Origin of the sequence: Caballeronia arationis (genome assembly GCF_001544975.2) — a bacterium.
GTDB classification, from domain to species: domain Bacteria; phylum Pseudomonadota; class Gammaproteobacteria; order Burkholderiales; family Burkholderiaceae; genus Caballeronia; species Caballeronia arationis.
In genome coordinates this window covers 26,234-39,973 of sequence record NZ_FCOG02000017.1, presented here as the reverse complement: position 1 = coordinate 39,973, position 13,740 = coordinate 26,234, and the positions used below count along the sequence as shown (strand labels likewise).

Sequence of the window (13,740 nt, the reverse complement as noted above, 5' to 3'; positions counted from 1 at the left end):
GCGGTGTCTCTAGGCGCATCACATCCAACCGATCGAAGGAGCAGTATCGATGACAACCCGTTCGTCCGAATCTTTCCGGCGTCCGCTTGAAGGCTACAAAGTCGTGGAAGCCTGCAGCTATATTTCAGGGCCGTTCTGCGCGCAGATGCTCTCGGATCTGGGCGCGGACGTGATCAAGGTCGAGCCGCCATCGGGCGATCCTTATCGCAACTTCGGGCATGGCTGGGAAGGGGTCGGCACCGTATGGACCAATTCGAACCGCGGTAAGCGAAGCGTCGTGCTGGATCTCAAGTCACCGGAGGATTTGGCGCGGTTCAAGGCGCTTCTGAGCGACGCCGATATCTACATCGAGAACTGGCGACCACACGTCTCGGCTTCGCTCGGCCTGAGTTTCGAGCAGCTGAGCGAGTTGAATCCTCGCATCGTGCAGCTTTCGATCACCGGCTACGGGCCGGACGGCGATCTTGCCACGGAGCCGGCATTCGATGCGCTGATCCAGGGCCGCACCGGCTTGCTGAGCTACGAGGCTGCAGGCGGCACGCCGCGCGCGACGAACACCTTTCTCGCCGACAAAGTTGCGGCGGTCTTTGCAGCACAGATGGCGCTGTCCGGCGTCATCGCCCGCGACAAGTCGCAGAAGGCGATTCATCTCGAGACATCGATGCTCGACATCATGTCCTACTACAACTTCCCGGACATGTTCCATAACCGGACCTTTGTCGATGACGATGCTGCGGTGACGCTCGCTCCGCAGCCGGTGCTCGCGACAAAGGACGGCTATCTGGTGCTCTCTCCCGTGACGGGCAAGCAGCTTAGCAGGACGCTGGATGCGATCGGCCATCCCGAGTGGAAGGACGAGATCAAGCGAATTGCGAATCGCAAGGAGATGACGCATGCGTTCTTCGAGCGAGTCGCCGGACCGCTCAAGGAGCGGACCACCGTCGAATGGCTCGCACGCTTTCGCGAGCTGGACGTTCCGGCTGGCCCGGTGAACGAACCAAGCGCGCATCTTGACGACCCGCAAGTGGTCCACAACGAGCTCTATTCGCAGTTGCAGACGCCCGCTGGAACGGTTCGGGCGATCCGCTATCCGGCCCGGTTCAACGGCCACTTGCTGAAGCCGCGTCAGCCGGCGCCGACGCTCGGTGCGAGCAACGGCGAGCTGTTCGAAGACTGAAGGTATGCGCTGCTGGCTCAGGCGATGAACGAAGGGAGAAGTCGACGTGCCGATCATGCTGAGAGGTATCGAGGGAATCCAGGCTTACGCGGGCTTCGAACTGGGCAGGAGCACCTGGGTGGAGGTCAGTCCGGAGATGATCCACGCCTTCGCGTCCGTGACCGATGACCGGGATCGCATCTTCGCCGACGACGAACGGAACAGACACGGCGCGTGCGCGGGAAGCGTCGCGAACGGCTACCTTCTCATCGGGCTGATGAACTCGATGCTTCGCGACATCTATCTGCTGGAAGCTACCGAGCCGGCGCGGGTCTGCGGCATTAACCGGCTTCGCTTCCTGGCTCCGGTGCCGGCGAGTTCCAGCATTCGGCTGGACGCCAGGCTGATATCGTTCGACGCGACCGAGGAGGGCGGCCGCCTGACGCTGCAATGCACGATGGAATGCGATGCCTCGAAGGGGCTGGTTCTCGAGGCTGAAGTCGTGTATCGGTTCATGTGGTCCTCGCGTGCCCTGGAGCCGTTTGCGGCTAGAAGTGCATGACGGGGTCGCGGTGCCGACGGACCTGGAGAGAGAATACGGTCGGGGAGAGCCGGAGGCGCACGCGGGTACTTGACACCTGCAGCTCGCCCAGGCGGATCTCGTGCGTCAGCATCGACAGCGCGACGTATTCCGCAATCGGGATCTCATGTTCGAACGCATTGCACACGACCGTTCCAGCGCGCAGTGCGTCGAAGGCGAGGCGATCCAGCCCGGCGCCCGGCACGTGCAGCAGGTCCCGATCGCGCGGGGGGGCGCGCCAAGGGAACGGCGTCGTGATCGAGAAGCTGCGTTGGAGCATAGCGGACTGCGAACCGGCGTCGGCTGCGGTCAGGAGCACATCGCGACGCGAAAAAAATCGCAAAGCGCGCGCAGTAAAAATGAGCGAAACCCGCTAAGGCTTCGCTCTCAAGCTAACGTGCTAAAGCGTTTTCAGGTCATCAACCGCAAGCCGGCGCTGCCTTCTTGCAGGCATCCGCCAGTTGAGGCGGCGGATCCTTCTTGAATACCGTCTTGTACGATTCGAGCACGTTGGACTGCACCACGGGCAGCGATTGCACCCCGATCCACGCCGGCGGCGTCTGGCCGATCAGCGCCTTCATCATCGCCATCGCCTCAGCCACACCCTGATCGTACGGACGCTGCGAACCTGTTGCCTTGAGCGGCCCGCCCTTCGCAATTTCGATTGCCGATTCGAGCCCAAGATCGACCGTTGTCATGGGCGTGTTGACGCCTTGCGCGCGCATCGACGTCAGCGTGTCGAGCGCAGGCTGGTCCCACACGGCAAACACGCCCTTGACGTCCGGATTGGCGGTGAGGAAGTCACCCGCGATCTGGCCGACCTTCGACGGGTCCGTGAAGGCGACCTGCTTGATCTTGATGTCGGGGCGATTTTTCTTCATCCAGTCGTTGACGGCCTTCGTGCGCTCCGTCGTGCTGAAATAATCGACGCCGAAGTTCACGAGACCGACCGTGCCGCCCTTCGGCACACACGAGGCAAGCACCTTCGCCGCGATCTGGCCATTGCCCTCGCTGTCCGCGGAGACCATCGCCGAATACTGGTCCGGGTGCTTCAGGCCCGTCGGCACGTTGTCCATGAACACGAGCTTGATACCAGCCTGCGAGACTTTCTTGTAGGTCGCAGCCGTTGCCGTGCCGTCGACGGGAATCGAGATGATGCCGTTCGGATGACGCTGGATTGTGTTTTCGATGTCGGCAATCTGCTTGTCGACCTGATACTCGGCCGACGCCGTGCCGATCACTTCCACGTCGTATTTCTTCAGCGTGTCGGTGATGCCCTGCACCTGCAGTTGCGACCAGTCGAGGTTCATCGTCTGCATCGAAATGCCGACCTTGAACTTGCCAGCCTTGACCTTCGCGGCCTCGGCATCCGTCAGCTTGACGGCATCGACGGACGCTGCCTTCTCGCCATTCGGTCCCTGTCCGACGATGCCCGTCGGTCCAATCGACGTCACCGGCAGCTTCTCGCATGCCTGCGCAAACGCCTGCGAACAGCATAGGGCCATGGCCGTCGCCGTCGCGACACCCGCCAGTCTCACTCCTGATCCACGACGATAGTTCATGATTTTCCTCCGTTGGTCGTGATGTACTGCGTCTCCTGCCGTTTTTTGAATTGCCCTTCATGGCCTGCCGCGCAACGTCGCATGCGCGAGAGACCCATTTACTCTGACCGCCAACTGCTTACTTGCGGGTGAACGCGACTGCCGCGACGATGATGACGCCCTTGATGACGAGTTGCAGCGAGGAACTCACACCGAGCAGCACGAGGCCGTTGTTCAGCGTGCCGATGATGAGACTGCCGAGCAGCGTGCCAAGAATGAAGCCGCGTCCCCCGAACAGACTGCAGCCGCCAAGCGTGACGGACGCGATCACGTCGAGTTCCATGCCCTGGACGACGTCCGGGCGCGCCGCATGCGAACGCGCGGACAGCACTAGCGCGGCGATACCGGCAAGCACGCCCGTCAGCACGAAAGCGAGCGTCGTCACGCGGCGAATGTTGATGCCCGAATAAAGCGCGGCCGTCGGGTTGCCGCCCGCCGCATAGATCTGCCGTCCGAACACGCTATAGTGCAAGAGCAGAATACCGCCGATCACGGCGAGCAGCGTCCACAGGATCGGCACCGGCACGCCCGCGATATTGCCTTCCCCGAAAATCGCAATGAGCCTGTCGTTAGTGATGATCTCGGGGCGCGTCGTCGTGACCATCAGCGCGAGACCGCGCGCCGCGCTCAGACTTCCGAGCGTGACGAGAAACGACGGAATGTTTAGGCGCGTCGTGACGAAGCCGTTGATCGCGCCAACGATCGCACCCGTTCCGATGCCCGCAATCGCGCCGACGATCCAGCTATCGTTGATGTGCGACATCGCGAGCGCCGCCGACATGCCCGACAGCGCCAGCGTCGATCCCACGGAAAGGTCGATCTGCCGCGCAATGATCACGAAGGTCATGCCGGTCGCGATGATCGACACAAGCGCCGTTTGCCGCCCGATATTGAGGAAGTTGTCGATCGACAGGAACCACGGCGACGCAAAGCTGAACACCACCAGCAGAATCGCAAACGCGATATACAGCATGTAGGGGCGATCGCCCTGCAGCAGAAGCTGCGCAATGCGCCGCATGCGTCCGTGACGCTGGGCGGTCTGTTGCTCGACGGGCAATGGCGAAACAGACTCGTTCATGTTGCAGACTCTTCGATAGGCCGGGGTAGTTGAATGAGATGGTGCAGTTCTTCCGCGTGGCGAAGCTGCGCGCGCTCGACGGTTCGTTCGATCGAGCCGGTCACCACGATGGAAATGCGATCGCATAGCCGCAACAGTTCGTCCAGATCCGACGACACCACAACGACGCCCGTGCCCGCGCGCGCTGCGTCGTGCACCACGCCGTAGATTTCTTCTCGCGCGCCGACATCGACGCCGACCGTCGGCTCATCGAGCAGCAACACCTTCGGCCGCGGATAATTCCATTTGGCGAACACGACTTTCTGCTGGTTGCCGCCGGAGAGAAACTTCACATGCGTCGACGCATCGGGTGCCTTGACGGAAAGCTGCTTCATCGCGATGCGTGCCTGCTGTGCGGCGGCTTGCGCACGCAGCCAGCCTCCGCGCGAAAACTGCGGCAGGCGCGGCAAGGTCAGATTGCGTTCGATCGAATGATCGAGCACCAGCCCTTGCAGATGCCGGTCTTCCGGCACGAGCGCAACGCCGCGCTGGATCGCGTCTGCGGGACGGCGCGCGGCGAGCGGCTGGCCCTCGAGATCGATCGTGCCTTCGTGAATCGGCAGCAGGCCGAAGATGGTCAGCAGGATTTCCGTGCGGCCGCTCCCGATCAGGCCTGCGAGGCCGTGCACTTCGCCGTGGCGCAGTGAGAAACTCACGCCGGAGAGACGTGCGTTACTCACGTTCGATAGCTTCAGCACAGGCGCGTTGTGTGCAACAGGCGCGCCCGTTTTTTCGTCTGCGCTTAGCGCAGTTTGTGCTGCGGTGCCGGTCGCCGTTTCCTGTCTGGCCTGCATCGCCGCATGACGCGGGCCGACGATCGCCGCGACGAGCTGCTTCATGTCGGTCTCGGCTGTGGCGAAATGGCCGGCGTTCGCCCCGTCGCGAAACACGGTCACGCGCTGCGAAATGCGAAACACCTCGTTCAGGCGGTGCGTCACGTAGATCACACCGACGCCGCGCGCCGTCACTGTGCGAATCGCGTCGAAGAGAATCTGTTCTTCGCCGCCCGTTAGCGCGGAAGTAGGTTCGTCGAGGATCAGCACGCGTACGTCGCCCATCAACGCCTTGCAGATCTCCGTCATCTGCCGGTACGCAAACGGCAGCGAATCGACGGGCACGCGCGGATCGAGCGGAATATTATGTTCGCGCAGAAAGGCGCTGACCTGCGCCATCAGTTCGCGCTGTCTGACGAAGCCAAGCCGCGTGCGCGGCTCGCGCCCGAGCATCAGATTGGCGCCGACCGACAGCGATTCGACGAGACTCAGGTCCTGATAGACGACAGCGACGCCCGCCTCGCGCGACTTCGCCGGCGATTCGAACGCGACCTTCTGGCCGGCGATTTCGATCGAGCCTTCGTCATACGCGTGGACGCCGCTCAGTATCTTGATAAGGGTGGATTTGCCCGCGCCGTTTTCGCCGAGCAGTGCATGCACTTCGCCCGGCAGAACTTCCAGATTCACGCCTCGCAGCGCCTGTACGCCACCGAACTTCTTGGTGACGCCAGTAACGCGGATCAATGGCACTCGGGGCGATGAAGAGGCCGCAACCGCAACCGGCTCACTCATCCTGATGTCTCCTTCGTCGACGTGACGAATTCTTATGCTTCGCGATCGGGTCGCGCGCTGTTTTGTGATCTTCGCATCAGGCAAATGATGCGTCAATAACATTTACCCCTATTCTGCCTGCGATTGACGGGAGAATTGCGACAATCGCAGCGCTATTTGTGATGATCCTATCGTTTCTGCTTATTCGTATTGTGATGAAAGGAGTGGTTCCGTCCGCCGGCCCCGGTGCCCTGGCCGACGTCCGGAATCGCTTCGGACTATCCCGATGTGTATATCGGACCATTGGCATTTTTCCACCGGATTTGTTTGCCTAGACTCTGTCCAGATGCAGCGCTGGCCCGTCAAAACGGACGACGCTTGCAGTAGAGAAGCGGGCGCACTGTGCGCCGCGCATATTTGAATCAGCAACAGGACTAAAGGCAATCATGTCTGAAAACAGCTACGAAACCGGCCGGCTCAATTTGCCGTTTGTTGGAATCTGCACCTTCGCGAAGTCTCCGCTGTGTCTTGACTGGGACAAGATCGACGCGGACGTCGCGGTAATGGGCGCCCCTTTCGACTGCGGTACGCAGTGGCGAGCGGGCGCACGGTTTGGTCCGCGTTCGATTCGGGATGCGTCGACGCTGTTCTCCTTCGGACACGGTGGTGCATACGATTTCGAAGACGACGTCGTTTATCTTCCCAGCGACGAAGTGCGCATGGTCGATATCGGCGATGCGGACATGGTGCATACCAACACGGAGAAGAGTCACGCCAATATCGAGTACGGCGTGCGCAAGATCCTGGCGGCGGGCGCGTTGCCGGTGGTGATGGGAGGCGACCACTCGATCAACATCCCGTGCATCAATGCGTTCGAAGGTCAGGAGCCGTTTCATATCGTCCATATCGACGCCCACCTTGATTTCGTCGACGAGCGCCATGGCGTGCGTCATGGCCACGGCAATCCGCTGCGGCGCGCAGCGGAAAAAAGCGTGGTATCGGGCATGACGCAAATCGGTATCCGCAACGTGTCGTCTACCGCACGCGAAGGCTATGCACAGGCACGCGAGATGGGCTCGGACATTATCTCGGTGCGCGACCTTCGGCGCCTCGGCATCCAGGGCGTGCTGGACCGTATTCCGAAGGGTGTGCGCTATTACCTGACCATCGATATCGATGGCTTTGATCCGTCGATTGCGCCCGGCACCGGCACGCCAAGCCACGGCGGCCTGCTGTATTACGAAGGACTCGAACTGTTCGCTGGCCTTGCGGAACAGGGTGACGTGATCGGCATCGACCTCGTGGAAGTCGCGCCCGACTACGACCATTCGGGTTCAACTTCGATCCTGGCGGCGCAATTGCTGCTGAACACGATTGGCCGCGTGATGCATCAACGTAAGGTCAAACGACATCTCTCTCGTTAGTTATCTGGCGCTTCGCGCAGCGCGACTGGCTTCCTTTGACGCCAGTCGCAACTGGTGGCAAAAGGCCTGCACGACCCCCGTCGATCAGGCGCCTCTGCGCGCAATGATCTGCCTTACTCCGCGTGTGCTGTCTTCTGGACCAGACGGTAGCTTTCCATCAAGTCCATCATGAATACCTGCAGGATGGTAGGGGGCACAGCGGCGCGCCTCGTGACTGCGCAAAATGGCGACTGGGAGCCGAACTCAGCGGGGCATATCTGATGCATCTCGCCGCGCGCGACCCATCGGGCAGCATAGTGAATCGGCAGAAACCCGATGTACGCGCCCGACAGAATGAGAATGGCCTGCGCTTCGATGTTGTCCACGGTCGCTGCGGCCTTACTGACTCTGAGCATTCGCAGGTCGTGCTGCTGCAGATAGCCGCGCGCGACGACCCGGCTCGAGGCAATGGCCTGTTCGAGCGCCGGCTCGTCAGGCGACATGCCTGCGAGCGCATGACTGCTCCCGCAGTACAGACCATCCGGTTCGCGATAGAGGTCGGTGTAGGTGAGCCCTGGTACATGCAGCGGAAAATGTCCGACTGCGATGTGCAGACGGCCATCGAGCACACGTTCTTCCAGCTCGGCAGGCGTGCCGACGTAGACATCCAGATGCACGTCATGCCCCCTCGACACGAAAGCTCGCAGTGCCTGCGGCAGGGGAGAAGCCGAGTCGGTCACCGTGTTGTCGATGATGCCGAGGTACAGCCTCCCTGAGATGTACTTCTTGAGCGCATCCGTATCCACACAGAAGTTCTCTACCGCCAGTTGCAACCGCTGCGCCGCTTCGTAAGTCGCAACGCCGTGCTCTGTGAGACGGAAGCCGCTGCGCCCCCGCTCGCAAAGCTTGAGCCCCAGGCGCGTTTCGAGCGTCGTCATTTGCTCGCTGATGGTCGACTGACTGACGTTCAGGGTCGCCTGGGCGGCGGAAAAACCGCCGCACCGCACCACCGTCATGAAAACCCTTAGTAGCTTGAGGTCCACGTCCTGCAACTGAATCACCGTCGTCCCTCCCTTTGCGCCATTTGCTTCGATATTTCCGATATGAACATCTGATCCACGTGATTTTTACGCGCGGCCGTGTCGTCCATAGTCTCTCAAAAGGCTGCACCGACACAAGGCGCCTTTATATCGGTGGCGCCCGATGGTTTGTGAGCTACCGGACTTCCGCCGATTCAAACTGGCTCACCAGAGGCCATGTAGCAGTTAATCCGTAACACAGGAGACAATGATGGATAAGGTCGTACAGAACTACCTGGAGAAATTCGGTGTCCGGGAAGAGACGCAACGTTTTCTCACCAGGCCGCAGAGGATGTTTATTGGCGGTGCCTGGGTTGCACAAGGAGACCGGGAGTCCTGCGCGGTGCTCGAACCGTCCACCGCGGGCGTAATCACACACATTCCTCTCGGCACCACCGCCGATCTGGATCGCGCGGTCGAAGCGGCCCGCAAACAGTTCGATGGGGGACCGTGGCGCAAACTCAAGCCCCTTGAGCGCGAACGGCTGCTCCATCGTCTGGCTGACCTGCTCGAAGCGAACGCAGCGGAATTGGCCGAGATCGAATCGATCGATGTAGGCAAGTCTGTCGTCAATGCGCGTGACGTCGACATTCAAGGCACGATCGACACGTTCCGTTATTTTGCCGGATGGGCGTCCAAGCTTCACGGCCGTACGGTAGAACCCTCGCTGCCTGGCGATTATGTTGCCTATACGCGCAAGGAACCGATCGGTGTCGTCGGCGTCATCGTTCCCTGGAACTTCCCGCTGCAAACGATGGCGTGGAAGGTAGCGGCCGCGCTCGCCGCGGGTTGCACTACCGTCATCAAGCCGGCCGAGCTGACGTCGCTGTCCACGCTTCGCTTCGCGGAGCTGGTGCAAGAGGCGGGGATCCCGGACGGCGTCGTCAACGTCATCACGGGGCGAGGGCGCGACATTGGCGCGGCAATGGCCGCCCATCCAGGTATCGACAAGATCACGTTCACCGGTTCCACCGAAGTGGGCCGCACGGTCGGGCACGCGGCCGTGGGCGGCATCAAACGCCTCACGCTCGAACTGGGCGGAAAATCGCCGGTGCTGGTGCTGGAGGACGCCGACATCGAGGCGGCTGCCCAGGCCGTAGCAAACGGCATCTTCTTCAATTCCGGCCAGGTGTGCGATGCAGGCGCTCGCGTCTATATCCAGCGTGGCATACACGACAAGTTTATCGGCGCGTTGATCGAACACACGCGCACGATGAAGATCGCGCCCGGCCTCGACCGGGATTGTTTCATCAGCCCGCTTGTTTCCGCGCTACAGAAGGATCGTGTCGAATCCTATATTGAAGCTGGGCGGCGCGAAGGCGCAGAAGTTGTGCATGGTGGTCATGTACTGGACCGGCTGGGCTACTTCGTGGAGCCGACCATCTTTGCGCATTGCCGCAGCGAAATGAAGATCGTCCGCGAAGAGATCTTCGGTCCGGTACTGGTGACTGCGCCGTTTGACGATATAAATGATGCGCTTTCGCTGGCGAATGATTCGCCATACGGACTTGCGGCCGCGGTTTACTCCAACGACCTGAACCGCGTGCACAGGCTGATTCCAGCATTGCGCGCCGGCACGGTCTACGTCAATGCGCACAGCACGATCGACCCGTCGATGCCATTCGGTGGATTCAAGGAATCCGGCTTCGGTAAAGACCTGGGTCCCGAACAGCTCGATCATCTGATGGAAAGCAAGGCGGTCTGGATCACGCTGCACTGAGGCAGCCAATCCGGTGACGGCGTCCGAATCGAACGTGAGCCTGGTGCTGCGTAGCGAGCGGGCGACGCAGCTGGCATGCGTGATCGGTCTATCCTCATTCCGTCAACCTCTCATTCGAGTCAGGGGTACATGATGCAAGCAGCAGACGAAACAGTGAAGGGCACCGTAGCCGGGGTTGAGCACGGCGCCATCGAAGGACATTCAATAGACTTTATTCCGGATAACGAGCGAACAGACAGATTGTCGAGGCAAGGGCCGTTCTGGTTTTTGGGGAACTTCACGTTCTTTACCATGACCATTGGCTTTGTCGGTCCCAGCATTGGACTGAGCGCGCTGTGGACCACTGTAGCGGGCACGCTGGGCATCATGTTCGGCACCTTGTTCATGGCCTTTCACGGATCGCAAGGACCGCACCTTGGCTTGCCGCAGATGATTCAGTCGAGAGCGCAGTTCGGTTATCGCGGGGTCATCATCGTCCTGTTGGCGACATTATTCGTGTTTGCCGGATTCAACATCGTCAACCTCGTGCTCATGATGCAGGGCCTCAAAGCACTGTTCAACTGGGATCCCTTCAAGGTGGCGCTGGCTGTGACCTTGCCGGCTTCGATTCTGGCGATTCTCGGGCACGACTGGATGCACCGCAGCTTCAAATGGGCGTTGTATCTCTCGCTGCCCCTTTATGGAATCGTCACGCTGGCCGTACTGATGCATTGGGTGCATGATGTGCCGCTCGCCGCTGTCTCGCCCGGGGCCGCGCCGACGCCACCGCTGGGCTTCGGCTGGATCGCTTTCATTGCGCAGTTCGCCGCAGCCGCCAGCTACAACATCGCCTACGCACCCTATGTATCCGACTATTCGCGCTACCTGCCGAAAAACACGCCGAGCGGCAAACTGATTGCGGCCGTGTTCCTCGGTGCATCGCTGTCGGGGGCATGGATGATCGCGATTGGTGGCTGGCTGGCGGACCATCTTCATGCGACCGATGTGCTGGTCGCATTGAATCAGGTGGGTAGCGATCTCGCACCCGGGATGGGTAGCGTTGTGGTTGGCGTCACGATTCTGGCGTTTCTACCGGTCATCGCGATGAACATCTATAGCGCAAAGCTGACGACCATCACGGCGGTTGACTCATTCCGGAAGGTACGACCGACTCCCAGGACTCGCATTCTGGCGATTGTTTTTGTGGTGATCCTTCAGCTCGGCGTGGCCCTCAGCATCTATAGCTCGGGTAAAGGTCTCTCCGTTCTGAACATTTACCTGGTCGTCATGCTGTATTTCCTGGTGCCGTGGACCGCCGTCAATCTGACGGACTACTTTTTCGTTCGCAAGGGTCGCTATGCCATTCCGCACTTCTTCCTGCCTGACAACAACCTGTACGGAAAGTGGGGCGCGCGCGGCCTAATTGCGTACGTGATCGGTTTCGTCTCGATGATTCCGTTCTTCTGCGTGCTCGACGGCACTAACGAGGTGTATGTCGGGCCGCTTTCCCGTGCGATGGGCAGCGTTGATCTGGCGTGGCTGGTCGGTTTGTTCGTCTCGGGCCTGGCTTACTACGCATTGTCGCGTTCGCTCGATCTGAAGTACGAAGAGTCTGTCATCACCGCTATCGAAAAGACATCACCGCAATACACCACCGGCGACAAAGGTCGCTACTGATCCACAGACGACCCAGTCAAGGTCTACCATGCAGGAAAATATCATGGCTACCGAGCAATTCGATTACATCATAGTGGGCGCTGGATCGGCCGGGTGTGTATTGGCTAACCGGCTTACCGAGGACCCGGCGGTCCGCGTTCTGGTGCTGGAATACGGCGGAAGCGATCGCAGCGTCATCATTCAGATGCCGAGCGCGTTTTCGATGCCGATGAATACGTCCAAGTACAACTGGCGCTATAAGACCGCCCCCGAGGCGCATCTGAATGGCCGCCAGTTGCACTGCCCGCGCGGCAAGGTGCTGGGCGGGTCGTCGTCGATCAATGGCCTGGTTTATATTCGCGGCCACGCTTGCGATTTCGACGAATGGGAGGAATTGGGTGCGCGAGGCTGGGGCTATCGCAACTGTCTGCCGTATTTCCGACGCGCGGAGACCTACAAGTTCGGAGGCGACGAGTACCGGGGCGCGGCCGGCCCGCTGTGCACAAACAACGGCAACAACATGGCGAATCCGCTGTACGGCGCGTGGGTCGAGGCAGGTGCAGAGGCCGGATACATCAAGACGGAAGACTGCAACGGTCATATGCAGGAAGGTTTTGGCGCCATGCATATGACCGTCAAGGATGGTGTGCGCTGGTCTACCGCTAATGCCTACCTGCGCCCCGCGATGAAACGGCCCAATCTGACCGTGGTAACGAATGCAATGACACGCCGCGTGCTTATCGAGGGCAAGCGCGCGGTTGGGGTCGAGTACGATCAGGGCGGAAAAACGCACGTCGTGCGATGCCGTGCCGAAGTATTGATCGCCTCCGGCCCTATCGGTTCGCCTCATCTGTTGCAACGCTCCGGGATCGGCCCCGCAGAAGTGCTGCGCAAAGCGGGGATCGAGGTCAGGCATGATTTGCCCGGCGTGGGCGAGAACCTACAGGATCATGCGGAGATCTATATTCAGTATGCCTGCAAGGAGCCCGTTACACTCAACGCGAAAATGGACCCGTTCAGCAAGTTCATGATCGGGCTGCGATGGCTCTTGTTCAAGGATGGTCTGGGCGCGAGCAACCATTTTGAGGCCGGTGGATTCATCCGGTCCGAAGCGGGTCTGCGCTGGCCTGACATTCAATTCCATTTCTTGCCCGCCGCCATGCGCTACGACGGCGACAAGCCGTTCAAGGGACACGGGTTCATGGTATTGACCGGACCGAACAAGCCAAAGAGCCGGGGCTACGTCAGGGCGACGTCGGCTGATCCCTATATGCACCCGGAACTCCGCTTCAACTATCTGGACCGGGAAGAGGACCGCGAGGGCTTTCGACGCTGCGTCCGGTTGACGAGAGAAATCATCGGTCAGCCTGCAATGGACCGCTTTCGCGGTGCCGAACTCGCTCCTGGGCCGCACGTGCAGACGGACGAGCAAATCGACGCCTTTGTCAGGGCGAACCTGGAAAGCACGATGCATCCGTGTGGTTCGTGCCGCATGGGGGAAGATGACATGGCCGTCGTCGATTCCGAGTTGCGGGTTCGTGGCATGGAAGGCTTGCGAGTCATCGACTCATCCGTATTCCCGACCGAACCCAATGGCAATCTGAACGCGCCCACGATCATGCTCGCAGAACGTGCGTCCGACCTGCTCCGCGCGGTCCCCATGTTGCCAGCGTCAGAAGCGGATGTGGGCCTGGCCGAGGGTTGGGAGACGCGGCAACGTACGCATACGCCGACGCGAAAGGTGTTTGCCGAGTAGATTGGTTGCCGGCGCTGAGAGAGGAGGGCGCTTTCTCAGCGTCGAGTAGAGTTGATGCAACCCAGCTGTGACCGAAGAGCATTCGCACACCTCGCGTCAGCATGCCGCACGTCCGCGATCGGATAAAGATCAGCCGCGAACAAGGCGGC

11 protein-coding genes are annotated in these 13,740 nt (G+C 60.6%); 6 read left to right on the top strand and 5 right to left on the bottom strand.

The genetic code is table 11. The annotated features are described in order from the left end of the window. Nucleotides 1-49 precede the first annotated feature (49 nt). Both AWB81_RS12780 and AWB81_RS12775 read left to right on the top strand, forming a co-directional pair. The gene (locus AWB81_RS12780; RefSeq protein ID WP_062635779.1) at nucleotides 50-1,177 is read left to right on the top strand and encodes a CaiB/BaiF CoA transferase family protein; all 1,128 of its coding nucleotides are present in this window, start codon (nucleotides 50-52) and stop codon (nucleotides 1,175-1,177) included. 55 nt (nucleotides 1,178-1,232) lie between these two features. Beyond that, nucleotides 1,233-1,718, top strand: a complete 486-nt coding sequence (locus tag AWB81_RS12775) for a MaoC/PaaZ C-terminal domain-containing protein (RefSeq protein ID WP_062635777.1) — start codon at nucleotides 1,233-1,235, stop codon at nucleotides 1,716-1,718. Here AWB81_RS12775 and AWB81_RS12770 read toward each other — a convergent pair. The 4 genes from AWB81_RS12770 to AWB81_RS12755 all read right to left on the bottom strand — a co-directional run bounded on the left by AWB81_RS12770 (nucleotide 1,705) and on the right by AWB81_RS12755 (nucleotide 6,019). Beyond that, complete coding sequence (locus AWB81_RS12770; protein WP_143753743.1) at nucleotides 1,705-2,016, bottom strand: Rossmann-fold NAD(P)-binding domain-containing protein; 312 nt, start codon at nucleotides 2,014-2,016, stop codon at nucleotides 1,705-1,707. The genes AWB81_RS12775 and AWB81_RS12770 overlap by 14 nt on opposite strands. A 139-nt stretch (nucleotides 2,017-2,155) precedes the next feature. Beyond that, the gene (locus AWB81_RS12765) at nucleotides 2,156-3,298 is read right to left on the bottom strand and encodes a substrate-binding domain-containing protein (RefSeq protein ID WP_062635774.1); all 1,143 of its coding nucleotides are present in this window, start codon (nucleotides 3,296-3,298) and stop codon (nucleotides 2,156-2,158) included. Nucleotides 3,299-3,416: 118 nt separating this feature from the next. Beyond that, nucleotides 3,417-4,415 (bottom strand): ABC transporter permease, encoded by a 999-nt coding sequence (locus tag AWB81_RS12760; protein WP_062635772.1) that lies wholly within the window; start codon nucleotides 4,413-4,415, stop codon nucleotides 3,417-3,419. After that, nucleotides 4,412-6,019 (bottom strand): sugar ABC transporter ATP-binding protein, encoded by a 1,608-nt coding sequence (locus tag AWB81_RS12755; protein ID WP_062635770.1) that lies wholly within the window; start codon nucleotides 6,017-6,019, stop codon nucleotides 4,412-4,414. The genes AWB81_RS12760 and AWB81_RS12755 overlap by 4 nt, the downstream gene beginning before the upstream one ends. A 425-nt stretch (nucleotides 6,020-6,444) precedes the next feature. Here AWB81_RS12755 and speB point away from each other — a divergent pair, with 425 nt between their 5' ends. Beyond that, complete coding sequence (gene speB, locus AWB81_RS12750) at nucleotides 6,445-7,422, top strand: agmatinase (protein WP_062635768.1); 978 nt, start codon at nucleotides 6,445-6,447, stop codon at nucleotides 7,420-7,422. Nucleotides 7,423-7,535: 113 nt separating this feature from the next. Here the strand turns inward: speB and AWB81_RS12745 are convergent, their stop codons facing one another. Next, nucleotides 7,536-8,462: a LysR family transcriptional regulator gene (locus AWB81_RS12745; RefSeq protein WP_062635766.1), complete on the bottom strand. Its 927-nt coding sequence runs from the start codon at nucleotides 8,460-8,462 to the stop codon at nucleotides 7,536-7,538. Between the two features lie 229 nt (nucleotides 8,463-8,691). Here AWB81_RS12745 and AWB81_RS12740 point away from each other — a divergent pair, with 229 nt between their 5' ends. The 3 genes from AWB81_RS12740 to betA all read left to right on the top strand — a co-directional run bounded on the left by AWB81_RS12740 (nucleotide 8,692) and on the right by betA (nucleotide 13,591). Next, entirely contained in the window at nucleotides 8,692-10,200 is a 1,509-nt protein-coding gene (locus AWB81_RS12740; protein ID WP_062635765.1) for an aldehyde dehydrogenase family protein, read from the top strand. Nucleotides 10,201-10,329: 129 nt separating this feature from the next. Then, nucleotides 10,330-11,856, top strand: a complete 1,527-nt coding sequence (locus AWB81_RS12735; RefSeq protein ID WP_087134934.1) for a purine-cytosine permease family protein — start codon at nucleotides 10,330-10,332, stop codon at nucleotides 11,854-11,856. A gap of 43 nt (nucleotides 11,857-11,899) precedes the next feature. Then, nucleotides 11,900-13,591, top strand: a complete 1,692-nt coding sequence (gene betA, locus AWB81_RS12730) for a choline dehydrogenase (RefSeq protein ID WP_062635763.1) — start codon at nucleotides 11,900-11,902, stop codon at nucleotides 13,589-13,591. Nucleotides 13,592-13,740 lie beyond the last annotated feature (149 nt).